Below are 25,039 nucleotides of genomic sequence, written 5' to 3'. Positions count from 1 at the left end.
TTAGCCGAACGCTTTCACCTGTCTGAAGAGATCTTAAAAAATCTCTTTTCAGTCAATCGAATTCACAAAAAGTGACTCACTAAAACCGGATTTCTATGGTTTCTATTGCCGATACACATTGTCACCTTGATATAATACAGTCCCAAGGTTTGGAAATTGCAGATTCCTTAAAAAATGCAATGGCCTCCGGCGTAAAAAAGATCGTCCAAATCGGAATCGATCTTGAGAGTTCTTTAAGAGCGCAATCTATAGCGAACGAATATTCGAATGATTCGTTAGAGATTCGATATTCGATCGGTTGTCACCCGACCGAAACGCACGAGTTCCCCAATAAGGAAGAAATCTTAAAACTCGTCTATGCGAACTTAGGCGATTCTAAACTTTCCGCGATCGGAGAGATCGGTCTTGATTACTATCACACGGCCGATACGAAAAAACAACAGGAAGAAATTCTCGAAGCGTTCTTGGAATGTTCTGCTAAAACGCAGTTGCCAGTTGTCATCCATTCTCGGGACGCAAAAGAGGATACGATTTCCATTCTTAAGAATTTTCGCGACCGCGCTTTCGGCGTGATCCATTGTTTTACATACGACTATCCGACCGCAAAAGCGTTAGTCGACATCGGATATTATATTTCCTTTTCGGGAATCGTAGCTTTTAAAAACGCAACAGACATTCAAGACGCGGCTCAAAAACTTCCTCTTGAAAGTATGTTGATCGAAACCGATGCTCCGTTTTTGGCTCCGCCTCCGTTTCGCGGAAAAAGAAACGAACCTTCTTATATGAAATTTATCTTAGATAAGATGTTTTCCCTCAGACAAGAATCGAATGCCGAGGTGGAACGTAGACTTTTTGAAAACAGTATTAAATTTATGAATCGTAAGGCGTACCATCACAATGCTTGATCTTCGTTATATCACGGAAAACACCGAGGACCTCAAAAAAGTTTTAGAACTCAGAGGTTTCAAAGAAATCGGAATCATTGACGAACTGAAATCGATCATCCAAAGAAAACGAGAGTTTCAAAAGGAAGCCGACGTTTTAAGAGAAGAAAGAAACAGAGTCAGCAAAGAAGTCGGAAAGATCAAACAATCCGGTGGGGACATCACAGAAATTTCCGCTTCCGTCAAACTTGTCGGCGAGAAGATCAAAGAAATCGAAACGAAGATGGAGCAGGAAGAAACGGCTCTGCTGAATATCAATTTAGGACTTCCTAATATTCTCGATCCGAAGGTTCCGGAAGGAAAATCAGAACACGACAACGTGGTTCAATACGAAGTGGGAAAAATTCCTTCTTTTTCGTTCGCTCCGAAACCGCATTTCGAGATCGGAGAAGCGTTGAATTGGATCAACTTTGAAAAAGGCGTAAAACTTTCCGGCGCGAGATCGTACACATATTGGAAAGACGGCGCGAGGTTGGAAAGAGCGTTGATGAATTTTATGCTCAACGTTCATACGCAGGAACACGGTTATACCGAAGTTTGGGTTCCTGCGATGGTAAACGACGAATCGATGACCGCGACCGGACAATATCCGAAGTTCAAAGACGAATTCTATAGAATCGAAAAAGACGAACTCAATCTGATTCCGACGGCGGAAGTTCCTCTTACGAATTTATACCGCGATGAAATCATTCCCGAAGATCAATTACCGATTTCCGTAACGGCGCACACTTCTTGTTTCAGAAGAGAAGCCGGGTCTTATGGAAAGGACACGCGCGGATTGGTTCGAGTACATCAGTTTCAAAAGGTGGAACTCGTAAAATTTTGCAGACCGGAAGAATCCGAAGAAGAACACAAAAAGATGCTTTCTCACGCGGAGAATATTCTCAAGAAATTGGAACTCCCGTATCGAGTCATCATTCTTTGCACCGGAGATATTTCCGCGAATTCTTCCATAACCTACGACATCGAGGTTTGGATGCCGGGTTTGAATCGTTATATGGAAATTTCTTCCGTATCGAATTTCCGCGACTTCCAAGCGAGAAGAGGAAAGATCCGCTATAAGACGAAGGACGGAAAGAATCAGCTCGTCCACACGATCAACGGTTCGGGTCTTGCGCTCGGAAGAACTTACGCCGCGATTCTCGAGAATTTTCAAAACGCGGACGGAACGGTTCGTATTCCGGAAGCTCTGAAACAATATCTTTAAAAACGGATTTAATTTTCCGTTTTCCATACTTTTGCGCTTAGGTTTTTCGGAAAAGAACGGATAATCAACTTAGGGGTTCTTTCGGAATCTTCGGAGTGGTTTATGCGTTCTTTTTTCCGTTTTGTATATTCAATATTCTTAATTTTTCTTTTGCCTTTTTCGGTCGCACCGCAGGATTCGTCGGCTTCGGGGAAAACACAAAATTCTAAAATTTCAAAACCGGAAAAACTAAGAGGTTCGATCAATACGAATCTCAACGAATTCGGAATCAGTCTTACGGACGACGGAAATATTCTTTATTTTTATTCGAAAAGGGAGAATTCGAATTACACCGATCTATATAAATCGACTCGCGTCGGCGAAGAATGGACTCGAGGTTCGGAAATCGAAATCTTGAATTCCAATTTCGACGACCAAAGTCCTTTTATCCTAAACAAGGAAGAGGGAATTCTTTTTTCATCCAATCGCGACGGCGCCATCGAATTCCAATTAGCGAACGGTAAGATCGGAGTTTCGAGAGATTTATACTTTTCTAAAAAAGTGAATTCTTCCTGGGCGGAGCCCGTCGTACTTCCGAAAACGGTCAACACGCAAGAAATCGAAGAGAATCCGTTTCTGTTTAACAACCGTCTTTATTTTACGCGTTATCCTTTCGGACAAGTCGCAGAAGCGGATATTTTCGTTTCGAATTACAAAAACAAAACCTGGGAAAAGGCTACGAGTTTACCTGAGCCGATTAACACCGATTATTCGGAGATCGCAGCGACGATCGGGAAAGACGGAAGGACGATTTATTTTTCATCCAATCGCCCGGGCGGTTTCGGCGGTTACGATTTGTATAAATCGACCATGCTCGAGAATGGAAATTTTTCGGAACCGATCAACTTAGGACCCGATATCAACACCGCCGGAGACGAAGCCTTTTATCTAGAAGCGGGTGACGGAAGAACGTTTTACTTTTGTAGAAGAACCGGAAGGGATTACGATATTTATTCCAACGTCGTAAATCCGTTTCAGGAATTGGAAAAAGGAAAATCGATTTCATTGGACAGCATTCATTTTGCGTTGGGTTCGTATGAGATCCTCGAGAATTCTTTTCCGATTTTGGAGAATCTTCATTCTTACCTGAAAGAAAATCAAAACGTACGAATCAAAATCATCGGTCATACGGATTTGAACGGAGATACTCAGGAAAACTTAATTCTCAGCCGCAATCGCGCGAATTCCGTGAAAGAATATCTGATCAAAAAAGGAATCGATTCGAGGAGAATCGTGACCGACGGCAAAGGAAGTTCGGAACCGATCGTTCCTCAAAAAAATCCGGATACGGATTATAGGAATCGAAGAACCGAGTTTCAGATTCTCAGCCCTTAGATTTTACGTTTTCGCTTTAAAATGCTCTGGAAAAAAACGAGGATCGATTCATCTTTTGTTTCATGTTCGAGAAAAGAATCCTTTGTCCTCTTTTGATTCTCGTTTTTCCGTTCGCTTTGTTTTCTCAATCCGAATATGCGGGTTCTCGTTTGGAAAAAATTCTTTCCAAAAAAGAACTCGTAGTCGGGGTCAATAAACAATATGAACCTTTTTACATTGAGAATCCGAAGGACGGTTATCCGGGGATCGACGCGGAACTCGCGAAACTTTACGCGGATTACTTGGGTGTTTCTCTGAAACTCGTTCCTCTCAAAACGTTCCGGCAATTTTCGGAAGACATTCGCGCGGGTAAAATCGATCTCGCGTTAGCCGGAATGTCTACGGACTTGAACCGCGGAAAACAAGTCACCTTTTCCGATCCGTATCTCGTAACGACTCCGGCTGGTCTTGTGAGTAAAAAAATTCTTCCTCCCGAACCGGAAGGGAACATCGTTACTTCACGAAGATTTATGAGTCTTTCCGATCTTTCGACTCTGAGCGGTTTGGTGAGCTTTTCCGTGAGATCGAACACGACGAATCATATTTATCTTCAGAAAAAATACGCCAAACTTCCGATCTACAGTTATCTTTCGGATTCGATCGCGATCGACAATCTTATTAGCAACAACGTGACTTGTTTCGTTGCGGACAGTTTTTTTATTCTTACCCTGCTCCAAAAAAATCCTTCGTTGCGCGCTAATTATCTTCCTCTTTTAGGTACGGTTCAAGAGGAGAATATCAGCGCGGCGCTTCCTCAAAACGATCTGATTTTTGCGGATAATTTGAACTTCTTTATCAAGGAATTGAAACGAACCGGTGTTTTGGACGAGTTGAGAAGCCGATATTTTAATCAGAACAACTGGGTAAAATGATCCGTGTCCATTGACCTTTTAAAAAAGGCTTATCGCTTATATTACCTTGCGTTGATTCTTTTTCCTTCCTTACTTTTTTCCCAAGAGATCGAAGAAAAAACGAAACTCGACTTTCAAGGAAATTACAGGGTGCGGGGATTCAATCTCGGAAGAGATATTTATACTTCCCGTCAAACCGCCGCAACTCCTTACGATAAGAACGCTTTCAAAGCGGATCAACAACAACAGAACCAAGCCGTTGCCGACAATGAAATCGCCGAAAGGTTAAAAGGAAATCCCACTACCTTATCTCCTCAGAAAGAAGATATTTCGTATTTCGATACGAGGATGACGGTCAACATGAACTTCAACACTTCGAAATATTTCGAAGCGCTTTGGGGCGTTCAAGTCGGGGATATCACCTTTGGCGGAAAAGGATTCGGTCAAAACTCCACGACCGGTCCGGGACAAGGCGGTGAGGCCGGGTTCACTTCTCCCGTGAACATTCAAACCACGTTTTTGTATTTGAACTTTAAACTTCCCGAAGACGCTTTCAGTTTAAGAGTCGGTCAGCAACTTTTTTCATCCGCGAGAGGAAGAGTCGTTTTTACTCCGGGTACCGGAGTTACTCTCAATAAAGATTTTCGTTTGTGGAATACTACTATTGAAGCTGGTTGGTTCGTCGCAAGACAAAACGCCCAGCTCGACTTGGATAAGAATACATACGCGGATAAGAATTACATAGGGACGAACATTTACTTTTACGAAATCAAAACTAGTTTCTTCAACAACGTCAAACACGAACTCTATTCTTATTTTTTGGATGATACGATCGCATCGATCGACAAAACGACGAACGCGAAAGGAAACGTAATCGCGTTGGACAGCGAAGTGGGTCAGTTGTTTTGGCACGGGTTTATGAACGAGATCAATCTTTCGAACTTCGGTTTTGTGGTTCACGGGATTTATAATCATGGAACCGTTCATTCCCTCGCTCCGTATCGGGACGCCGCGGGAAACGTTCTGTATAATCGATTCAGCAAACACAATATATCGGGCGGAATGGCGGACCTTCAGTTTTCGTATCGTTATAGCGAGAATTTAACGTTCAACTTAGTCGGAGTGGGAAGTACGGGACGAGCCGGATTTGATAAAGATGGAACTAAAGCGAACTTGAGAGGCGGCGGTTATAAAACCTTGATGCCGGGATATTCCATATCGAACATCGCGAACGACTTTACCGGGGGTTACGCGCTTTTTTCGGGAAAGGATTCGAGCGGTTTATACGAATACGGAATCAACGGAGACTTTGTCGTTTACGGTCCCCTACTCTTAACGTTGGGTTATTATCGATTGTATGGAACGAAATCTCCTTACATCGAAAACAATCGTTACTTCAATTTCGAGAACGGTTATAAAACGAGCGCCTTTTTCGGACACGAGATCAACATCAATTTACGATGGAACGCGTTTCGAGATATGCAGATCTTGATGAGATCCGGTTACTTCGTAGCAGGCGACGGGTTGAAAGCGTATCTAGATACCACGCAGGGAAAAATTCTCAGGGAATTTTTCGTAACCGCGGAACATAGGTTTTAAAAATCGATTTAAAGCTGAAGACGGGAACGGATCGCTCTTCCCAAAGTATATTGATCCGACAACTCGATCGATCCTCCGACGGTAATTCCATAGGCGATTCGGGTCACGTTCACCGAAAGCGGTTTGAGCTGGTTGGCCAAATAATCCGCAGTCGCATCCCCTTCCAACGTCGGGTTTGTAGCGATCAAAACTTCCTTCACTTCTTCAGGTTCGATTCTTTCCAGAAGTTCTTTGATTCTAAGATCTCTCGGGCCTACGCCTTCCAAAGGAGAAATCACACCGTTTAACACGTGATATTTGCCGTGAAATTCTCTCGTGTTTTCGATGAAGAAAATGTCTTCGGGTTGTTCAACGACGCAAAACGTATGAGTATCGCGTTTTTCGGAAGTGCAGATATCACAGACTTCCGTCTCGGCATAAGAACCGCATCGTTTACAAAACTTGATTCTGCTTTTCGTATCCGTAAGTTGATGAACGAATTGATTGAAAAGTCCTTGTTCCAATCTCAAAAGATGAAAGCTGATTCTGAACGCGCTTTTTCTCCCGATTCCGGGAAGAGACGAAAGCGCTTCGACCATTTCGTCGAGAAGATGATTAGCCAAGATTGCCGCCGAACATTTTGGAAATTTCGGAAAGATCCAAACCGCCGGAAGCGGATTGAAATTCATAAGCGGTCGCTTCTCTCGCTTTTTTGAGCGCGTCGTTGGTTGCGGCCAGCACGAGGTCTTCGAGCATTTTATGATCGTCCGCGTCGAAGAGTTGTTTGTTGATGAATACGTTCGTGATTTGTCCTTCTCCGGTTGCGGTGACGGTAACCATTCCCGCTCCCGCGTCGCCCATCACACGAATGGCGGCGATGCGCTTTTTGACATCTTCCATTTTTTCACGGAAGGCTCCCATGTTGGAAAGAAGTTCGGAAAAGTTTTTTATCTTATCAAACATAACGTTAAGAATCCAATCTCGGAAACTTGTCTCGATCCACTTCCGTACCGAGAAATTTCTTTTTGATTTCGGTGCTCGTATCGAATTTCTGAGGATTCGTTTCGGAAGTTGCGACCGGTTTCGATTCGGTCGTATCGTTCTCAAAATTCGAATCCTGTTGATTAGACTCGAACTGAGATTCTAAAATTCGGGAAAACGGGTCATCTTTTTTTTTAGAAGAATCTTCCGCAACGTTCTGCGTTTGTGATTCTTTTTTAAAAGCGGTGGTGGATGGAGTGGAAACGGATTCGGGCGCCGCGTTCTTGGAACCTTGGACCATGAGAATCAGATGATTGATTCGATCCACAAGACCCGCTAAACTCGGATACGTAAGTTCTTCCACGAGTTTTTTGATTTGGATTTCGGTAAAGACTTTGATCTCGAAAGAATTTCTCAAACGAATCGTTTTGATTCTTTCGTAGATCTCGAAAAGTTTTCCGGAAAGAAAATTCAGTTTGGAAGAATCGATGTTTTCGAAATCGGATTTCATTTTGACGAGATCTTCTTTCGGAAAGTTTACCGATTCGGGATCGGCGAGCGAATCCCGGATCAAGTTAAGAGTATGAGTAAACTCGATCGAATCCCATAAGAATTTATAGATATCCTGACCTTCTTGGTAAAGCGACTCGAGAATTTCCAACGCTTTCGAATGATTGTCCGGATCGACGAGACTTTTGATAAACGAAGTCAGGAATTCGATTCCGTGATAACCGATCATCTTTCGGATTCCGACTCCGATCAATTTGGAATCGGTGAATACGATCGCCTGTTCCATAAAGGAAAGCATATCTCTTACGGAACCGTCGCCCTTCTTCGCAACCCAGAAAAGTCCTTCCTGATCGTACTGAACGTTTTCGATCTTACAGAGTTTTTCTGAATAATCCTGAAGAACGGACAAAGGAACTTTTTTAAAGATAAAATCCTGACATCGGGAAAGAATCGTCTCGGGAATTTTATGAAACTCGGTCGTTGCTAAAACGAAGACGATATGAGACGGAGGTTCTTCGAGAGTTTTTAATAGAGCGTTAAAAGACTGGTCCGTCAACATGTGGACCTCGTCTATGATATAAACCTTATATTTCCCGCCCATCGGCGCGAACTTGACGTTGTCTCTGAGTTCGCGGATGTTTTCGATACCGCGATTGCTCGCCGCATCGATTTCGAGAACGTCGCTGGAAATTCCTTTTGTGATTTCCGTACAGGAACTGCATTCGTTGCAAGGTTCGTTGTCGATCGGATTTTGGCAGTTTAAACGTTTAGCGAGAATTCTCGCGATGGTAGTTTTACCTACGCCGCGAGGACCGAAGAAGATATATGCGTGACCGATTTTTCCGGATTTAAGAGCGTTTTGAAGAGCGCCTATAGCGAGGTCTTGGTGAATTACGTCCCGAAATCTTTGCGGGCGATACTTCCGAGAAAGGACTTCGTGAGTTCCTGCCATAAAACGGAGTCGGAGAAGCCGGGATTCGAACCCGGGGTGCTTTTGGCACACATGCTTTCCAAGCATGCACAATAGACCACTCTGACACTTCTCCTTGTAGCTTTCAGGAATTCTGTCGAGAGGCTGTACGTCAATTGAATTTCTTTCTTCTGGCCTTGAAAAACGATTTGAACGCTTCTCTGGAAATTTCCGCGGGAATACATACGAGTTCCGGGAAAAAATTTCGAGAATAGATCGTTTCGATGCTGAGAGAAGAAATTCCTTCTCCTTGTTTTGCGGGTAAAAGATAAATCACTTTCGGAATTCTGGAAAGAAGAATGGTTCCCGCGCACATCAAACACGGTTCCAAGGACGTGATCAAAGTGCAGTCCGACAAATAACGGGTCTTTAATTTTTCTTTCGCGTCTCGAATGCAAAGAATTTCGCTATGAAAGGAAGAATCCGAATTCTTTTCCACTTCGTTAAGCGTTTCGCTGATCAATTCGTTTCGATGATAGATTCTCGTGAAGCTGGGAATTTCTTCTCCATCGTGTAAGAGTAAATTCTCCATTGTTTTTAAAAAATCGGAAAGTCGGATCTCGTCGGATTCGGGATTCGGATTTTCTTTGGAAGATAAGTCTTTCATGGAGAGAATTCTTTTTTTTCGAGGTGGATTCTTATCATTTAGAGATGATCGCGTCGACGTACTCTACAAATTCTTCTTGATCGGACCCTCGGTAAATGGTTTTTTCAACGGAATGATTCTCTCCGCGAAGTTTTTACATAACGAAGTCTCGGAAAACAGAAATAATTCCGTATTGATCCGTCTTAATTCTCCCACGGGCGCAACGAATCCCGATCGTAGACCGATCGTTTTAGGTTTGGCAATCGATAGAAGTTGGTCGATGAAAGGAGAAAAGTTGGAAGCCGTGATTCAATCGGCTTCTTCCTTAGTGAACTGGTTGACTCGAAGAGATTTTCTTTCCGTCGTCGCTTACGCGGAAGACATTCATGTGATTCAACCGATCGTTCAACTCGTGGAAAAAACTTCCATCGTCAATCGGATTCATACGATTCTTCCGGGAACATCCACAAATCTTTCGGGTGGTTGGTTGCATACGCTTCGAGGTTTGGAATTGTTTTCCGATCCTTCCGTATATAAAAGGGCGATTCTTTTGACGGATGGAAATCCTACGCAAGGAATTACAGACCCGGTCGATCTGATTCAGATCGCGTCCGATCATTACAAAAAAGGAATATCGACTACGGTCATCGGTTTCGGCGACGACTTTAACGAAATTCTTTTGAAGGACATCGCGGACGCGGGCGGCGGAAATTTTTATTACATAGAAAACCCGGAAGGAACGGGCGATATATTCTTTCGTGAATTTGGAGACATCGGCTCCTTATACGCTCAATCGATCGAAACTAAAGTCACGTTCGGAAAGGACGTCGAATTCTTAGAATTGATAAGCGACATTCCTTTTTATACCGAAATGGATCCCGAACAACCGAGTAGAATCCGCGCGGTGGTTCTTCAGTGCGGAGACATGAGAGCGGACGATATCCGAAACATCGTTATAAGAGTGAGAACACATCCTGAAAATGTAATACAGGATTCGAACAAGGATTCCGGTATTCGGATTGAAGGTTCCTTTTACAATCTTTCGGACAAAATGAAATTGGAAAACGTTCAATTCGATCTGAAACCGGATTGGAAATCGGATTCCGTAAAAGAAGACGCGGACGTAATCGTGGAAACGATCGTTGCGCGTTCCGGTAAAACGTTGAAGAAGGCGAGTTCCTTAATCAAGGAAGGATCTTTGGACGACGCTTCCAAAATTCTGAGCGCGTTGATCAAAGAAGTCGATCATCAAATCGATCTCGCGCCCGAGGTTATGAGTTCCTTAAAATCCCGTTTGGAGGCTCTTGAATCCAAAATTAAGGAGAATTCTAAAACTGCCGGAAAACATCTGATGGCCGGCGCTTCCGATATTCAATACAGAAATATCGATCCGATTTCGGAGGACATAGAATACCACGACCAAATCTTCGCGTATAAATCCACGGGCGATATCGACTTGTATAAATGCCCCGAGTTGAAAGGAAATATTCAGGAAAAGATGCGCGAAGGTTTTCGTTTTATCATCATCAATCTAAAGGCTTCGTCTTACATCGATTCGTCGGCGATCGGAACCTTGATTCAAATTTCGGGTTGGTTGAAAAGAAGAGGCGGAGAATTGGTGGTCGCTGATTTGAGAGATTCTGTGAAGAAAGTTTTTTCCATCACAAGATTGGAAAGTCATATCCGAGTCGCCGAAACCGAAGAAGCGGCTCGCGTGATCATCAACGACGTAATCCAAGAAAGAAGCATCTGAATCACGTCGCTGAAAGAGGGGAGAATTATTCTTTGACTTCGCTTTCGGCGTCGATGACCGCTTCTTTGATTTGATCGTAAAGTTCGGGTGGAATCGCGATTCCTTTTTGAGTCGGTTTTTTTTCGCCGTCCTTATCCGTGTACCAAACTCGAAGATTCAGATACTTCGTTCCCTTGTACTCGGATACTTCCACTCGAATCACCTCGCCTCGGCCCTTGTCTACGTCGCGGATAAATCCCATTCCTAAAATCTCCCGATCAGTTTTATTCTACCAGTATAAACAACGCTTATGAATTTCATCGATTCGTTTTTCATTATATTTGCGTGAATTCTAAAATAAAAAAGCCGAAAGAAATCGGATTTCCTTCGGCTTTCGTTTTGAAAAAAATCGAAAACGATCAGTATGTTTCTACGAACAGCTGATGCGCTCCTTCGAGGTGATGTTTGAAATCTTCGTAGGTTCCGGTGTCGCCCGCGATTTTTTGGATTTCTTCGATCACACCTTTTTCCATTCCTTTCGGACCGCCGCAGATGTAAAAACGTCCGCCGCCGTTCAGAATCTTTTTCACTGCGTCCGCTTGTTCTTTCACTCGGTGAGAGATATACATTCTTCCTCCGTCGAAAGAATTTTTTTCTTCTCTGGAGATCGCGGTAACGAGTTTAAAATTCTTATGCTTGGATTCCAAACCTCTGAGATAATCCATCATCACAAGTTCGTCGGAGTAAGGCGCTCCGTAAACGAGAGTGATGTTTCCTGTAAAGTTGATGAGTTTGTGTTCTAAGAGTTCTTCGCTCATACCGATAAATGGAGCGATCCCGGTTCCGGTTGCGAGGAACATGATGTCTCCGACGAAGTCCGCTACTGGAAGAAGGAATTTTTTTCCGGAAGGTCCGGTCATCACAACTTCGTCTCCGACTTTCAGATCGCACATATAGTTCGAACAAACGCCTTTGAACTGAAGGTTTCCATTCTCATCATATACGTTATCTCTTTTGATGATGAATTCGATATTGTCCTCTTTCATCCCGAAAGAATAACTCGGGGATGCGATGGAATAAAGTCTTACTGTGTAACCTGCGTCCGCCAAACCTTTGGCTTTTTTTTCAGGATCTTCTCCGGGAGGAATTACTCCGCCACTTTGTCCGATCACGTAAGGATAAGCGGAATGATCGATCGCAAGAGTGATTCTATGAACGAGAGCCTCACCTTCTTTTTTCGGTCTTTTACCGGTTCCCGCTTCGGGAGTCAATAGAACATTGCTGATTACTTTAGCTTTGTATGGAGCTGATTTTTTGAATATGTTGATCTGAGGTTCTCTAATCGGTTTCATGAGCGCGTACAATTCCTAAAAATGAAGAATTTTCCAAATTTCCTACATAGTTTTAAGGGAGACCATTTCGTCAAACGGGATATTTCGATCCTATTTCTACTGAAGTCTTAATTCTTATAATTCGAAATGAATCACCGAAACCTCTGCCGTTTTTTTGAGTGACGCTTTAAGTCGTTCGTTTCTCCGTGTATCAACCAATTAAAACGAGGGAAACATGCCCCATATTAAACTATCCGATCTCGCTCAAAAAGTAAGCGGATCCAAGATTACGAATTCAGCGGCTCCTGATACGATCTTGATTGAAAAGGTAACCCCGATTACTCCGGGAGCGAAGAATTCCATCAGCTTTCTTTCCACAAAGAAAATGTTATCCGAAGTTAAGAACACTCTTTCGAGCGCAATCTTAACCACTGAAGACTTTGCAAAAGAAATAACGCTTCCTTGTCTCGTTGTTTCAAATCCCGAGCTAAGCCTCGTCGAAATTTTAAATTCCGTATATCCTCCTTATGTCCCGTCCGGAAAAATTTCATCCACCGCGATAATTCATCCGAGCGCTAAGTTGGGAGCGGGAGTTACCGTGGGAGAATACGTTGTCATCGGTGAAAATTCCGTGATCGGCGCGAACACATATCTCGAAGACGGAGTAAAGATTTCTAGAGATGTAACGATCGGAGAAGATTCTCATATCGGACCGAATTCTTCCATTCAACACGGAGTGATCATCGGAAAAAGATTCATCTGTTCCGGTAACTGTTCCATCGGAGGAGACGGATATAAATTCGTTACCGTCAACGGAATTCATCATAAAATTCCTCACGTGGGAACGGTAAGAATCGGAGACGACGTTGAAATCGGTTCGTTGTGCACGGTCGATCGAGGCGGCATCGAAGATACGATCATCGGCGACGGTTGCAAATTTGATAATATGGTTCACGTCGCTCATAATTGTATATTAGGAAAGAATATCATCATCGCCGGACAGAGCGGCGTTGCAGGAAGTACGATCGTAGAAGATAACGTGATCATCGGTGGCGCTTGTGCTGTCTCCGATCATTTGCATGTACCAGCGGGAACCATTGTCGCGGGAGGTTCTTCTTTAAGAAATTCTCCGAAGAAAAAGGATATCTTCGTAGGTTGGGACTATGGGCTTACCTTCCCCGAATATCAAAAAGTTAGAGTCAATATCCGTCACCTCGTGAATTTCCAGAAATGGTCGAAGAGAATCAAGAATCTCGAAAAACACGCCGGAATTGAAATCGACGAGAAGGATTGAGCTTGACAGAGCCTAAATTCGGAACGCATTCTTTCCCTTACACCCTTTTGGAGGATTCCCGTGTATTCCCGAGCGAACGAAGATAACCCGGAAACCAAACCGGAAAGAATCTCCCGTAAGCCGGACCCTTCCCGAAGTAAAAAGATCGGAAAGTTGTTGGAGACTCTTGCAGATAACATTTTGGAAAACGAAAGTACAAACATCGTTTTCTTGAATGAGATTCAAAACAATAGATCGGAAAGTTCGATTCGGAGATAGAATCGAATTTTCGGAATATCTCGGATCGGTTCCTGAAACGGGACCGATTTCTTGTTCTGCTGAAACCCGCCCTATTCGTTCATTCCAATTTTAGAATATTCTAAACTCTTTTTAGGGCATCGCCCCAGTTTTTTTGAAAATTTTAATACGAGCGATCTCTGATCGTCTGTAGGGTTGTTTGGAAGCCAGCTTTTTGAGGAAGAGGTAGGAAAGATTATGCGGGCAGAGGGACTCGAACCCTCACTGGAAGCTTGGAAGGCTACAGTGCTAGCCATTACACCATGCCCGCGAATCGTGCAAAAATCATTTTTTTAGGGTTAGGGTACTTGTCAATCTAAAAGAAGATTTTTTACTATCCAATGAGATGAAAGAGTATGAGAACCTTTTTTCCGATTCGATTCGGAACGAATTAAAATCCTTCGCGGAATATAGAGCCGCTTATCAAGAGATTTCTACGCTTAGAAATATTCTCAGCGTTCTTCATTGGGATTCCGAAATCACTTTGCCCGAGGAAGGAAGATCGGAACGAGGTGCGCAGATAGGACTTCTTTCCGGTTTGATCCATTCCAAATACGCCGGAGAAAATTTTTATAAGCTCGCTCAAAAAGCGAGAGAAGAGAACGAACAAAAAAATCTTCCCGGACAATCGGAAAGAAAAATCGAGTTCGAAAGATTGTTTCAAGACCTGGATCGTTCTCGCCGCCTTTCACAGGAACTCGTGGAAGAATTTTCCGTTACGACAAGTAAGGCACACGCGGTTTGGGCCAAGGCAAGAAAGGAGAATCGTTTTTCGGACTTCGCTCCGATTCTTTCGAAGATCGTCGAACTCTGTAAAAAGCAAGCCGAGTGTTACGGTTATCAAACCGAAGCGTATGATGCGCTACTCGAAGGTTATGAGCCCGGTGAAAGAGCGAAGAATTTGGAAAAGTTATTCTTTAATTTAAAGAATTCTTTAAAGCCGTTGGTCGCAAGAGGGAAGAGCGTCGCGAATCCGTTTCCGCGGGAAATTCCGATCTTTCTTCAGAATAAACTGGGAGAGGCTCTTCCGGGTATTTTAGGATTGTCACAAAAAATTTCCCGTTTAGACGCGAGCGAACATCCTTTTTCTACTTCGCTTGGAAGTAAGGACAAAAGAATCACCACTCGTTACGATGTGAAAGATCCTCTTTCTTCCATATTCAGTATTTTGCATGAAACCGGACATTCTCTTTACGAAGCGGGAATTTCCGAAATCGAAGGCGGTCCTTCTCCGTTGCACGATTCCGTTTCTTTGGGTGTTCACGAATCACAAAGCCGTCTTTGGGAGAATCAAGTGGGCCGATCCAGAGAATTCTGGGAAACGTATTATCCGATTCTATTAGAAACTCTGAATATAAAAGAATCCGAACTTAGTTTTCCGAATCTTTTCGCGTATATCAATCAATCCTCTCCGTCCTTGATCCGAGTCGAAGCCGATCAGATCACCTATAACCTTCATATCATTCTGCGATTCGAAATCGAAAGGGATTTGATCAACGGCAAAATCGGAGTTTCCGAACTCCCCCAAATTTGGAACGCGAAGATGAAGGAAATGTTCGGCATAGAAGTTCCTTCCGATCGAGAAGGAGTTTTACAGGACGTTCACTGGAGCGGCGGTGCGTTCGGTTACTTCCCGAATTATACGTTGGGGAATATTTATTCTGCCCAGCTCTTCCAATCCTTTTCAAAAGAGAATCCGAATTTTCAAAACGAAGTAAAATCCAAAAAGGACTTTTCTTCTCTTCTGAATTGGCTCAGAAAAAATGTCCACTGGAAGGGAAAATTTTATTCGGCGGAGAATTTGATCCGAACCGCTACGGGCTCCGATCCGGATTCTTCCCACTTGGTTCAATACCTCGAAAAAAAACTTATCGAATTGGAATCAATCAATCATGGATGAAAAAGAAGAACTTACCGTAAAATCTTTCGAGGAACTTTCCTACTTCGACAACTTAGCGCTTTACTATCTTTGCAATGAAACGCCGCCGCAAACGTTGGCTTTGGCTTTTTTGATCGGAGATAGCAAGGTCTGCGGCTCCATGCTCGGAGTTCTGGAAGGAAAAAGAAGAGAATACGTTCATCAGCTTATGGCGGAACAAAAAGAAGCGGAAACTTCCAAAAAAGAATCCGCGGTTCAAGGTTTGTTGATCATCGCAGAAGGATTGATCACGAGAAAGCTGATCGAAAAAAAAGGTAAATTCTACTTCGGAACCCAGCGTTAGTCGTTCTTGGATCCGATCGCGGAAAAACCCAATAAGGCCCACGCGATCAAAAACGAAACCCCTCCGATCGGAGTGATCGCGCCCAAGATTCTAATTCCGGTGATCGCCAAAACGTATAAAGAACCGGAGAATATTAGAATTCCTGCAAGAAATAGAATCGAAGAAATCCACGCGGCTTTGTTTCTGTTTACGAAACCCGTGAGCGCTAGGATCAAAGGAAGAATGCTGTGAATTAAGTGATAACGATTTCCGGTTTCATAAACGGCCAGCAAGTCGGGGGTTATCACAGTTTTTAAAGCGTGCGCTCCGAACGCGCCCAAGGCAACTCCGAGAAACCCGGATAAGGAAGAAAGGATGAGAATTGTTTTTTGTTTTCCCGTCATAACTCGAGTGAAATGGATTCAAAATTCCTGAATAGCATAACTTTTAAAGCGAATACATCTTTTCTGAACCAACCAAAATAGAAACGCGGTTTGTTCAATGTCCAATCTCGAATCGAAGAGCGCTCTAATCTTATTCTTTTCCATTTCTTGTTTCAGTTCGTCATAAAAACTCGTCTTTCCGAAAACGAAGGATACGGGAACCAAAGCCTCTCTTTCTCCTTGTCTTAAAGGAAGAATCAACGTTACTCCCCTTTGACAACCCTGACTTTCTCCTTCGAAACGTATGATCCTGTGATTGGACCAATCCCAGTCGTCCAAAGAACCATGAAACATATCCTTGTGTGGAAGCGAAGAGGTGGAATGGATAAAACCGTCGAAACCGAACAAACGCAAACGTGTGGACGCGTTCCCATAATGAATCGAAGGATCTCTAAAATAAGTTCCTGCGACGGAAACCCGATTTTCGGGGGATAGAATCGCGTCGGTAGGATACGGCATGGGGTTTCGTTTAACAAGAGTTCTGCGACTTCCGATCGGTAAGGCGCAATCCAAACATAATGCCGCGCTTACAAAAGTTAAGACGGAGATTCGAATCCATGAATTCATAGTATTCTTAGTCTTTTTTCATCAGTCTATGAGGAAGTTTCACGCCGATTCCGCTAACTCGCGTGCATTTATAAAAGTAAAGGTTGAAGAAGATCGATTTAACATAGTAATCCGTCTGCACGTCGAAAAGAAGATCCGCCTTGTCTTGAATCGCGTTTTGGACCGCGGCCTCGTAACTTTCGTCGCCGGTATAAACAAGCCAAAGCCAACCTTCTCCGCACGCTTGACCGGTAAGTTTTCCAACCGGTTCCATTCCGCGAACGTCCGTGTAACTTTGTGAGTAGAACCAACCCGGAGTTTTTACATTCGTGTAAAGACAGTTGCCAATTGTAATAAATGTAATGCAAAGAATCAGATACGTTCTCATCGATAAAATCTTCATTGTGTGGTCCCGGGTTGTCTTAAAACTTTCGAAAACTTTGAATCTGAAAAATCAAAAGTCAAGGTAAAAGAATAGAGATCGAATTTTCATAACAAAAAAATCCGGTTTTGATCGGTGTAAAAAAATTTCCTTGTGTCGATCGAATCTTGTTCTTCAATAGGAAGTATGTCCCTCGTTAAAGATTCGTCCTATTACATTCAGTTGGAAAATACGTTCGGAGCTTCGAACTACGAACCTTTGCCCGTCGTTTTAGACAAAGGCGAAAGAATTTATTTATACGATGTGGAAGGAAAACGTTATTTCGATTTTTTATCCGCATATTCCGCGGTCAATCAAGGACATTGTCATCCGAAACTGATTGAAACTTTGATCGAACAATCGCGTAAGTTGACGCTGACTTCCAGAGCATTTTATAATTCTCAACTCGGAGAGTATGAGGAATACATCACAAAGCTTCTCGGTTATCAAAGAATTCTTCCCATGAACACGGGCGTGGAAGGTGCAGAGACCGCGGTTAAACTTTGCAGAAAGTGGGGATACAAGGTCAAAGGAATTCCGGAGAATCAAGCCAAGATTATTTTTGCGTCCGGTAATTTTTGGGGAAGAAGCATCGGAGCGATTTCCGCGTCCACCGATCCTTTGAGCAAAAGAGAATTTGGTCCCTTCGTTCCGGGATTCGAAATCATTCCGTTTAACGATATTAAAGCGTTGAAAAATTCTCTGCAAGATCAGAACGTCGCGGGTTTTATGGTCGAGCCGATTCAGGGAGAGGCTGGCGTGATCGTTCCCACACAAGGATATCTCGCGGAATGCAAACGACTTTGTTCGGAGGCGAACGTTCTATTGATCCTCGATGAAGTGCAAACCGGCTTGGGAAGAACCGGAAAACTTCTCGCGGGCGATCACGAATCCGTGAAACCGGATATTCTCGTTTTAGGAAAAGCTCTTTCGGGAGGAATTCTTCCCGTGTCCGCGGTATTGTCGAGCGACGAAGTGATGCTTACGATTCGGCCGGGAGAACACGGTTCGACCTATGGAGGAAATCCTTTGGCCTGCGCCGTAGCCAAACGCGCCTTACAGGTGTTAGTCGAAGAAAAGATGACCGAAAACTCCGAAGCGATGGGGGAGATTTTTCGAAAAAGAATGAATCTTCTAAAATCCAAATACGACGACATTGAAGACGTTCGCGGGAAAGGATTATTGAACGCTCTTCAGTTTAAGGAAAAAAACGAAAAGTCGGTCGCAAAGGACGTTTGTAAAAAACTTTTAGACTTGGGTCTTCTCGCGAAAACCACACACGATCATACGATTCGATTCGCGCCTCCTCTTGTGATCCGTTCCGAAGAGATGAACGAGGCCTGCGATATTATCGATCAAGCCGTCCAGTTTTGTCTTGACTAAGTGAAATTTCAAAATATCCAAATGTTACATGCAGACTGACGATAAAAAATACGTTCGTGTTTGGAAAAAGTTAAGCGTCTCCGAAGTTTCCTCTCAACTGATGTTGATCGACGATTTGTACGGAACTTGCGGAAACTGTAAACATCTCGGTTTGAATTATACGAAAGACAAAGATTGTCCCGAATGTAAAACGAAGTTTCGTTACTTGGCGACCAATTCCAAATCACCTTCGGAGATCGCAAAAATTCTCAACCGCATCGAAAAAGAAGGTTTGGATTTGATCCTGATCGATCGCGAAGACTTCAATCAGTCTAAGGCGAAAGACGCCGTAAAAGATTTATTCAAGCCGGTCGACTGATCGATTGGATTTCGGTTTACAAGCTGATTTTTTGAGGAGAATTGATTCTTCCGACAAACAGCTTCGTTAAAATTTCGATTGCTTTTTTAATTCCCGAAAACGGGTGACTCTATTCTTTTTTGGAATCGATCAAAGTTTTTAGACCTTGGATACTTCTTTCCAATTCCTCTACTTGTTCCTTCAAGAGACTTCGATCTAAAGGTTTTTTCGAATCGGAAGAACTCAATTCTCCGTACGCTTTTGCCATTAAATCGTGAAAGGATTTTTGAAGCTTGTTCAAACCACTTTCGAAATCTTTGGGATTGAGCGCGTTTCTTCTTTGATACGTCGTTTTCAAAAAGGAAAAAGACCAGCGAATCAAGAATACGGAATATGCGGGAATTAAAAGATACAAGGCCGTCCATAAAACGGGACCGAGATTCCAAGTTTGCGAAACCGCGTTATGAAAGAAAGCTCTCAGAGTAGAAACGATCAAAACAGCGAGAGTGTAATTCGATCGGCTCGTGCTCGGGGAAATCGTATTAAAAAGATAAACGATGAGCAAAGAAAAGATCAGAACCAAAAAGAGGTCCAAAGGTACGATGGAAAAAAGAATCTTTAAAAAAGACGTAATTACCCCGATCGTATCAAGAAATGATTGGATGGACTGGGATAGGCTGTCAAAACTCGTTTTCAGATCTGAAAAAAAACCGGTAATCTGACTCATGAAATGGCTCCAAAAAATTCCTGGTTGGAAGAAACTCCAATCTTTCCTTGGGAAACTGCAAGAACTTTCCTTTTTGAGAAAGCTGTATCTAATTTACTCGATCATTGGAATTTCGTTTCTCATTCTTCATGAAAATCATCTCCCGATATTTTTTATTCTTCTTTTGGTTTCGGGAGCGTTTCTCGTCGCTACCGGTTTTTTCTTTTTGATCTCGTTCGCTTTCGGAAAACTTCTCAAGGAAGAATCCGTTAAAAGATATAAGATCGGTCCGGATTCTACGAGCACTTACGAATCGGTTCGCGTTCTTTTAAATCCGATCGTGGAAGCGATCGTTTTTACTTCCTGCATAGCGCTTCTCTTCTTCACCGATTTTTATTCCAATCGTTCCGGCATTATTTTCATTTCCGTTTATTGTGTGATCGGACTCGTTTTACGCTTTTTGGAAAGCACCGTTTTTTATAGAATCACGTTGCTCGGTTTGATGGTTTTAACCGGAGGACTTTTAAGTTTTAAAGCGCTTCAACAAGCGGAGATATTGACTTCATACCTACTTTTTAAACCGACATGGGAACAAAAAGAACTGACCAATTGGAGTTACGATTCCGAATCGAGAATCTTGAAAAACTCGGATATCCAAGTTCAGCTGACTTTGCCCGAGGATTTTTACTTTCACAATCCGAAAAATCTTACCTTAAAGGATCAGACCGGAACCGGACAAATCGCGGGAATTATTTCTTCCAGCGAAACCGATCCGAATCGTTATCCTTCGATTCGAATTTTTTATTTTCCCGAACCTTTTCTGGAAATCGACAAGATCAAACCCGAGTTCGGAAAATATTTGGATCTTGCGGTCAATCAAGGCGAGATGGTAGAGGTTCACGAACTCGGAGAAGAGAATTTCGAAAAGAGAATGGACGGAGTTTTTTGGACGTATTACGATAATCTAAGACCGAGATACGCGAAGACCGGCTTTTTTATCGCCTCGGGAGATAAGCTTCCGGATTCGTTTTTGTTTCATATCTCCGAAAATTTAGTCAAAGGAAAAGCTCACGAAGAAGTCGTGGAAAAAATCCTGCAAAGTTTTAAACGAGAATAGAATATTCATAAATTCTAAATTATTATTTTTCATACGACGATCGATTCAAAATCGAACACAAAAAGGAATGAATCCGAATTCTTTTAAAATTCAATTTAAAGCAAAGGTTTGGATTTATCCCGGCAAAGGCGGTTGGCATTTTCTAACCTTGCCGTTGAACGTTTCCAAAAAGATTAAACTGCTTGCGGAACAATCGAAAGGATCTTGGGGAATGGTTCCCGTTCTCGCTCAAATCGGTCAAACAAGCTGGAATACTTCCATCTTCCCGGAAAAGAATTCTCCGAAGTATGTTTTACCTTTAAAGGCGGACGTCCGTAAACGGGAAAAAATTCTTTTGGATCGGAACGTAAGCGTTCTTCTTACGATTCAAATCTAATCGTGTCAACCGAGAATATTCAATTTTTCTAATTGAATAATTTTTGTCCGATTACGGAGAGCGGATTTACCATCGTTCCTTGAACGCGTAAACCCAAGTGAAGATGCGGACCGGTCGACATTCCAGTTGAACCGACTTTTCCGATCGGATCTCCTTTTTTGACTTTATCGCCGACCTTCACGTTTAATTCAGATTGGTGCATATAAAGAGAATAAACTTCCAAACCGTGATCGATGACCGTGAAGTTCCCTTCGTAATACATCGCTCTGGAAAGAATTACGGTTCCGTCGTTGATCGCGTAAATCGGCGTCCCGACTCCGCCTTTGAAGTCCACGCCGCCGTGCGGTTTGCCTTTCGTTTTATTGTAGATTCTTCTTTTGTAGAACGGACTCGTAAAATGAATTTCTTGAACCGGATACGCGAAATCGGAAGAAATCTGTAAGTCCGTCTTCGAATGAAATGCTTCCGCCTTTGCCTTGGAACAATCCGCTATAAAATCAAGGGTTTCCTGGGGAAGTTCTTCCGAAGTGTATTTTTTATCCATGGTCAAAGTGGAAACTTTCGTAACAGAAAACGCGGTTTTATGAATCGGAATTTCGTATTCCTTAAAATCGTTTTTTCGAAACAGATTTTTATCTTGAATTTCTAATATTCCACTTTTCTTATCAAACTCCGGAGAAATTGGGATCCAAGCGTAAAAAACGGAATCCTTCATCGTGTAAGGAACTTCTTTTTTTTCCCAAAGAATTTTGATTCTATCCAATTTGGAGAGAGTGGTTTTTTCGGGAGTCAATTTGAGAAATAGAAGTTCTCCCTGGGAAAATCTTCTGGTCTGAATCGAAAAGGAAAAGAGAGATTCTTTCTTTTTAATGATCTCGAATTCCGCAGGACTTTCTTTTTTAGAAATCTTTTTCGATTTTTCCTTAACTTCTTTTTCCTTTTTGGAACCGATCGGAAGAGTGGAAGCCAGTTTTACGTCCTTGTTTTTGGATTCCGTCTTGTCTTTGGAAAAAACGGAATCGAAACCGAGGAACTGAATTAAGAAAAGTATAACGTAAAAAATTCTCAGATAATTTTGCATCGTATCCTGCTATTTTTTTCGGAAGGTTTGGGAGTACAATTTAAAAACGTTTGGAAATAAATTGTGAACCTTCGATTCTCCGCTTGGACAACAAAAGAACTCAAGTAAATCAGACTCATTTTTTGGATCTTTTCCCGCTCGAAATCCCGAGTTCGCTTATGTCTTATGAGTAACCGCCGGGAGATTCGTCTTTTTCTTCGAAAATTACCTAAGCAAATTTCCGATTTTACCGATTCTTGATAGCAGGGATCGGATAAAACAGATGAAACAAGAGGAATGGTTGGAGCAACTTACGAAACTTTTTCAGGACGAGATCAATCTTTATTCTAACGTTCTGGAATTGGAGACTCAAAAATCGGCCGCAGTCGTTCAAGCCGACGGAAAGTCTCTCGAAGCGATTACTAAAAAGACATACGAGTTGCTCGTTATGGCCGCGGAGATCGAAAGAGTTCGTATGAAGTCGATCGAAGAAGTGTATCGCTCTAAGAATTTCGCTCTTCCGGAAACCGGAGCGCCGACCTTATCCGATTTTTTAAACCAACTCGATCGGGAATCCAATTTCCGTTTAAAAGAATACGGATCCTCTCTCAAAGCAGTTCTTCATCGTTTAAAAGAAAAAATCAAATCCAACGAAAAGCTGATCCTGACTCGTCAGGAAATTCTTTCTAGAACGATCGACGTCATGAAGGAAAAAGCGATGGAATCCGGCGTTAGCACGTACGGATCGGGAAAGAATCCGGAACGCAAACAAGCCAAAAGACAGGCTTTGATGCTGAACGCTTCGGCGTAAGTCGATCGAATATTTCGTAATAGGAGGAAGCCATGGGATCCACATTTTCAGGACTTGAAATCGGAAAGCGGGGTTTAACCGCGCACCAACAAGCGCTTCAAACGACAGGCCATAATATTTCCAATGCGGATAACAAGCATTATGCGAGACAGAGAGTCACGATGACTGCGATGGATCCTTTGTATGATCCTTCTCTCAACCGCGCCAATCTTCCGGGTCAAATCGGACAAGGAGTCGAGATTGCTTCTATCGAAAGAATCCGAGACAACTTCATCGATGATAGAATCATCGAAACCTCGGGAAACAAAGACTACTGGGCTGCACGCAACGAATATCTTTATCAATTAGAAACGGTTTTTAACGAACCGAACGGAACCACTCTTCGTACTTTGATGGATAAGTTTTGGTCTTCTTGGGAAGATCTCGCGAATTATCCCGAAGACAACGCGCATCGTTCCGTGGTTCTCGAAAAGGCAAACGGGCTCGGGAGTAGAACCGAAGACGTTTATCGCAAACTCGCTCAGCTTAGAGATCAAGCCAATCGCGAAATTGAAACCAAAGCGTATCATATGAATACGATCGCGGAAAATATCCGCACGTTGAACGAAAGAATCGGCAAGTCGGAAGCTCTCGGCGATCGACCGAACGATCTTTACGACAAACGCGACGCTCTTTTACAGGAACTTTCTTCCTTGGTCGACGTTACGATCGGTCGTTCCGACGAAGACGAATTGATGGTCTTTATCGGTCAGCAGATTCTCGTTCAAGGAAACAAAGCGAACAAGATCGACATTCTCGGGAATCCTTCCAAGGACGGACTCCTGGATCTTTATTGGTCCGCAACCGGCGATCCCGTTCTTTTGAGAAAGGGAAGATTGCAAGGTCTGATCGAAGTGCGCGATAAGATCATTCGCGAGAAGATCGATCAAGTGGATTCTCTTTCGATCAACGTAATGGATGCGGTTAACGAGATTCACAAAGACGGTTTCGGGATCAACGGAAACACCAATCAAGCTTTCTTTAATATTCGTTCCTTATCGATCAATACATTCGGCGAATATGATTCCAACGGAGACGGACAAAACGACGTTACCGCGATTTTTAGAGTGACCGGTAAAAACACGATCGATCCGGATCGTCCGATCGGAATCAACGGAACGCTTACGTTCAATCAATCGGATTCGAAAGAAGCTCCGGTGTTGATTCCTTATTCGACAAACGATACGTTGAACGGGATCATCAAAAAAATCAACGCTTCTCGTTCGGGTGTTGTGGCTTATATGAACCATGACAACCAACTCGCTTTAAAAGCTACCGTCGCGGACGATCATCCGAATAAGAATTTTATTCTCAGACATATGGAAGACTCCGGCGATCTTCTCGTGGGTATGACCGGAATCCTGATGGCGTCCGGTCCAAGCGGAGCCTACGACTACAAACGTCTCGGCGAGATCAACAAACTTCAGGCCCGTTCGGAAGACATCACCTTGACTCCGCACTTTCATCCGTCTTCGCATTTTAGGGTTGCGGATTCAATCGCGAATAACGTTTCGAACATAGCGGCCGCAAGAGGCAAGGACGTCGGCGGTACTGGAGATTATAATTCTCCGGGCGGTCATAAGGACGGACGCAACGCTTTGATGGTCGCTTCCGCTCTGAGAAACAGTCCCGTGATGGTGGATTATTCGAAAACGACGGACGACTTTTACAACACTTTGATTTCCAAGCTGGGAACCGAAGCGAGAGAAGCAAAACAGGAATTCGGAATCCAGAACGATCTGATGGGTGAACTCGAAAACATGAGGCAATCGGTCATGGGAGTCAACCTGGACGAAGAGATGGCAAACATGGTTCAGTTTCAGCATTCTTACAACGCGTCCGCAAAGATGATCAACACGATGAACGAAATTCTCGATACGATCATCAATCGATTAGGCGCTTAATCCCGGATAACAAGGACGGGTA

Annotated in this window: 27 protein-coding genes and 2 tRNA genes; 16 read left to right on the top strand and 13 right to left on the bottom strand. The window is 43.1% G+C overall.

All coding sequences use genetic code 11. From position 1 onward, the window contains the following. Positions 1-95 precede the first annotated feature (95 nt). The 5 genes from LEP1GSC052_RS16480 to LEP1GSC052_RS16460 all read left to right on the top strand — a co-directional run bounded on the left by LEP1GSC052_RS16480 (position 96) and on the right by LEP1GSC052_RS16460 (position 6,014). Complete coding sequence (locus LEP1GSC052_RS16480) at positions 96-905, top strand: TatD family hydrolase (RefSeq protein WP_020985853.1); 810 nt, start codon at positions 96-98, stop codon at positions 903-905. Further along, on the top strand, positions 898-2,151 hold the full coding sequence (gene serS / locus LEP1GSC052_RS16475; RefSeq protein ID WP_010573157.1) for a serine--tRNA ligase: 1,254 nt from the start codon (positions 898-900) through the stop codon (positions 2,149-2,151). Before LEP1GSC052_RS16480 ends, serS begins: the two co-directional genes overlap by 8 nt. Before the next feature lie 102 nt (positions 2,152-2,253). Beyond that, on the top strand, positions 2,254-3,525 hold the full coding sequence (locus LEP1GSC052_RS16470) for an OmpA family protein (protein ID WP_010573158.1): 1,272 nt from the start codon (positions 2,254-2,256) through the stop codon (positions 3,523-3,525). A gap of 62 nt (positions 3,526-3,587) precedes the next feature. After that, entirely contained in the window at positions 3,588-4,436 is an 849-nt protein-coding gene (locus tag LEP1GSC052_RS16465; protein ID WP_010573159.1) for a substrate-binding periplasmic protein, read from the top strand. Positions 4,437-4,439: 3 nt separating this feature from the next. Continuing rightward, positions 4,440-6,014 (top strand): hypothetical protein, encoded by a 1,575-nt coding sequence (locus tag LEP1GSC052_RS16460; RefSeq protein WP_010573160.1) that lies wholly within the window; start codon positions 4,440-4,442, stop codon positions 6,012-6,014. Positions 6,015-6,022: 8 nt separating this feature from the next. Here the strand turns inward: LEP1GSC052_RS16460 and recR are convergent, their stop codons facing one another. The 5 genes from recR to LEP1GSC052_RS16435 form a co-directional block, all read right to left on the bottom strand. Beyond that, positions 6,023-6,616 (bottom strand): recombination mediator RecR, encoded by a 594-nt coding sequence (gene recR / locus LEP1GSC052_RS16455; RefSeq protein ID WP_010573161.1) that lies wholly within the window; start codon positions 6,614-6,616, stop codon positions 6,023-6,025. Continuing rightward, the gene (locus LEP1GSC052_RS16450; RefSeq protein ID WP_020986763.1) at positions 6,609-6,956 is read right to left on the bottom strand and encodes a YbaB/EbfC family nucleoid-associated protein; all 348 of its coding nucleotides are present in this window, start codon (positions 6,954-6,956) and stop codon (positions 6,609-6,611) included. Before LEP1GSC052_RS16450 ends, recR begins: the two co-directional genes overlap by 8 nt. A 4-nt stretch (positions 6,957-6,960) precedes the next feature. After that, complete coding sequence (dnaX, locus tag LEP1GSC052_RS16445; protein WP_020986629.1) at positions 6,961-8,436, bottom strand: DNA polymerase III subunit gamma/tau; 1,476 nt, start codon at positions 8,434-8,436, stop codon at positions 6,961-6,963. A gap of 10 nt (positions 8,437-8,446) precedes the next feature. Next, positions 8,447-8,530, bottom strand: a tRNA-Ser gene (locus LEP1GSC052_RS16440). 36 nt (positions 8,531-8,566) lie between these two features. After that, entirely contained in the window at positions 8,567-9,061 is a 495-nt protein-coding gene (locus LEP1GSC052_RS16435) for a nucleoside deaminase (RefSeq protein ID WP_010573165.1), read from the bottom strand. A 112-nt stretch (positions 9,062-9,173) separates the two neighbouring features. Between LEP1GSC052_RS16435 and LEP1GSC052_RS16430 the strand changes: the two genes are divergently transcribed. Continuing rightward, positions 9,174-10,793, top strand: coding sequence for an anti-sigma factor antagonist (locus LEP1GSC052_RS16430; RefSeq protein ID WP_040913657.1), 1,620 nt, complete (start codon positions 9,174-9,176; stop codon positions 10,791-10,793). Positions 10,794-10,818: 25 nt separating this feature from the next. On the opposite strand, the gene LEP1GSC052_RS16425 is transcribed toward LEP1GSC052_RS16430, so the two are convergent. Continuing rightward, entirely contained in the window at positions 10,819-11,034 is a 216-nt protein-coding gene (locus LEP1GSC052_RS16425) for a transcriptional coactivator p15/PC4 family protein (protein ID WP_010573167.1), read from the bottom strand. Between the two features lie 157 nt (positions 11,035-11,191). Beyond that, complete coding sequence (locus LEP1GSC052_RS16420) at positions 11,192-12,124, bottom strand: ferredoxin reductase domain-containing protein (RefSeq protein WP_020986423.1); 933 nt, start codon at positions 12,122-12,124, stop codon at positions 11,192-11,194. 214 nt (positions 12,125-12,338) lie between these two features. On the opposite strand from LEP1GSC052_RS16420, the gene lpxD reads away from it, so the two are divergent. Beyond that, positions 12,339-13,397 carry a UDP-3-O-(3-hydroxymyristoyl)glucosamine N-acyltransferase gene (lpxD, locus tag LEP1GSC052_RS16415; RefSeq protein ID WP_010573168.1) on the top strand — a complete coding sequence of 353 codons (1,059 nt, stop codon included), beginning with the start codon at positions 12,339-12,341 and terminating at the stop codon, positions 13,395-13,397. A 60-nt stretch (positions 13,398-13,457) separates the two neighbouring features. Continuing rightward, entirely contained in the window at positions 13,458-13,655 is a 198-nt protein-coding gene (locus LEP1GSC052_RS16410; RefSeq protein ID WP_010573169.1) for a hypothetical protein, read from the top strand. A 217-nt stretch (positions 13,656-13,872) separates the two neighbouring features. On the opposite strand, the gene LEP1GSC052_RS16405 is transcribed toward LEP1GSC052_RS16410, so the two are convergent. Beyond that, positions 13,873-13,944, bottom strand: a tRNA-Gly gene (locus LEP1GSC052_RS16405). A 75-nt stretch (positions 13,945-14,019) separates the two neighbouring features. Here LEP1GSC052_RS16405 and LEP1GSC052_RS16400 point away from each other — a divergent pair. Both LEP1GSC052_RS16400 and LEP1GSC052_RS21490 read left to right on the top strand, forming a co-directional pair. Continuing rightward, positions 14,020-15,573, top strand: coding sequence for a carboxypeptidase M32 (locus tag LEP1GSC052_RS16400; protein WP_010573170.1), 1,554 nt, complete (start codon positions 14,020-14,022; stop codon positions 15,571-15,573). Next, positions 15,566-15,895 carry a hypothetical protein gene (locus LEP1GSC052_RS21490; RefSeq protein WP_020985924.1) on the top strand — a complete coding sequence of 110 codons (330 nt, stop codon included), beginning with the start codon at positions 15,566-15,568 and terminating at the stop codon, positions 15,893-15,895. Before LEP1GSC052_RS16400 ends, LEP1GSC052_RS21490 begins: the two co-directional genes overlap by 8 nt. Here the strand turns inward: LEP1GSC052_RS21490 and LEP1GSC052_RS16390 are convergent. The 3 genes from LEP1GSC052_RS16390 to LEP1GSC052_RS16380 are packed head-to-tail and all read right to left on the bottom strand — an operon-like array spanning position 15,892 to position 17,266. Beyond that, positions 15,892-16,278, bottom strand: a complete 387-nt coding sequence (locus LEP1GSC052_RS16390; protein ID WP_010573172.1) for a DUF423 domain-containing protein — start codon at positions 16,276-16,278, stop codon at positions 15,892-15,894. The two genes, LEP1GSC052_RS21490 and LEP1GSC052_RS16390, sit on opposite strands and share 4 nt — an antisense overlap. Before the next feature lie 18 nt (positions 16,279-16,296). Beyond that, entirely contained in the window at positions 16,297-16,884 is a 588-nt protein-coding gene (locus LEP1GSC052_RS16385; protein WP_010573173.1) for a hypothetical protein, read from the bottom strand. A 7-nt stretch (positions 16,885-16,891) separates the two neighbouring features. After that, a complete protein-coding gene (locus tag LEP1GSC052_RS16380) occupies positions 16,892-17,266 on the bottom strand; it encodes a TRL-like family protein (RefSeq protein WP_010573174.1) in 375 nt (124 codons plus the stop codon). Positions 17,267-17,431: 165 nt separating this feature from the next. Here LEP1GSC052_RS16380 and rocD point away from each other — a divergent pair, with 165 nt between their 5' ends. Both rocD and LEP1GSC052_RS16370 read left to right on the top strand, forming a co-directional pair. Then, positions 17,432-18,667: an ornithine--oxo-acid transaminase gene (gene rocD, locus LEP1GSC052_RS16375; RefSeq protein ID WP_010573175.1), complete on the top strand. Its 1,236-nt coding sequence runs from the start codon at positions 17,432-17,434 to the stop codon at positions 18,665-18,667. A gap of 28 nt (positions 18,668-18,695) precedes the next feature. Continuing rightward, positions 18,696-19,025 (top strand): hypothetical protein, encoded by a 330-nt coding sequence (locus LEP1GSC052_RS16370; protein WP_010573176.1) that lies wholly within the window; start codon positions 18,696-18,698, stop codon positions 19,023-19,025. A gap of 109 nt (positions 19,026-19,134) precedes the next feature. Here the strand turns inward: LEP1GSC052_RS16370 and LEP1GSC052_RS16365 are convergent, their stop codons facing one another. Further along, positions 19,135-19,731, bottom strand: coding sequence for a hypothetical protein (locus LEP1GSC052_RS16365; protein ID WP_010573177.1), 597 nt, complete (start codon positions 19,729-19,731; stop codon positions 19,135-19,137). On the opposite strand from LEP1GSC052_RS16365, the gene LEP1GSC052_RS16360 reads away from it, so the two are divergent. Both LEP1GSC052_RS16360 and LEP1GSC052_RS16355 read left to right on the top strand, forming a co-directional pair. Continuing rightward, a complete protein-coding gene (locus LEP1GSC052_RS16360) occupies positions 19,730-20,827 on the top strand; it encodes a hypothetical protein (protein WP_010573178.1) in 1,098 nt (365 codons plus the stop codon). The genes LEP1GSC052_RS16365 and LEP1GSC052_RS16360 overlap by 2 nt on opposite strands. A 67-nt stretch (positions 20,828-20,894) precedes the next feature. Next, the gene (locus tag LEP1GSC052_RS16355; protein ID WP_010573179.1) at positions 20,895-21,203 is read left to right on the top strand and encodes a DUF1905 domain-containing protein; all 309 of its coding nucleotides are present in this window, start codon (positions 20,895-20,897) and stop codon (positions 21,201-21,203) included. A 28-nt stretch (positions 21,204-21,231) separates the two neighbouring features. On the opposite strand, the gene LEP1GSC052_RS16350 is transcribed toward LEP1GSC052_RS16355, so the two are convergent. Further along, positions 21,232-22,284, bottom strand: coding sequence for a M23 family metallopeptidase (locus LEP1GSC052_RS16350; protein ID WP_020985586.1), 1,053 nt, complete (start codon positions 22,282-22,284; stop codon positions 21,232-21,234). A 262-nt stretch (positions 22,285-22,546) separates the two neighbouring features. Between LEP1GSC052_RS16350 and LEP1GSC052_RS16345 the strand changes: the two genes are divergently transcribed. Both LEP1GSC052_RS16345 and flgK read left to right on the top strand, forming a co-directional pair. After that, a complete protein-coding gene (locus tag LEP1GSC052_RS16345) occupies positions 22,547-23,074 on the top strand; it encodes a flagellar protein FlgN (protein ID WP_010573180.1) in 528 nt (175 codons plus the stop codon). Between the two features lie 32 nt (positions 23,075-23,106). Continuing rightward, the gene (gene flgK, locus LEP1GSC052_RS16340) at positions 23,107-25,017 is read left to right on the top strand and encodes a flagellar hook-associated protein FlgK (RefSeq protein ID WP_010573181.1); all 1,911 of its coding nucleotides are present in this window, start codon (positions 23,107-23,109) and stop codon (positions 25,015-25,017) included. The last annotated feature ends 22 nt before the right edge of the window (positions 25,018-25,039 follow it).

This window comes from Leptospira kmetyi serovar Malaysia str. Bejo-Iso9, assembly GCF_000243735.2.
Lineage (GTDB): Bacteria > Spirochaetota > Leptospiria > Leptospirales > Leptospiraceae > Leptospira > Leptospira kmetyi.
Note: the sequence above shows the minus strand (reverse complement) of the source record. Positions and strands in the feature narration are given on the sequence as shown.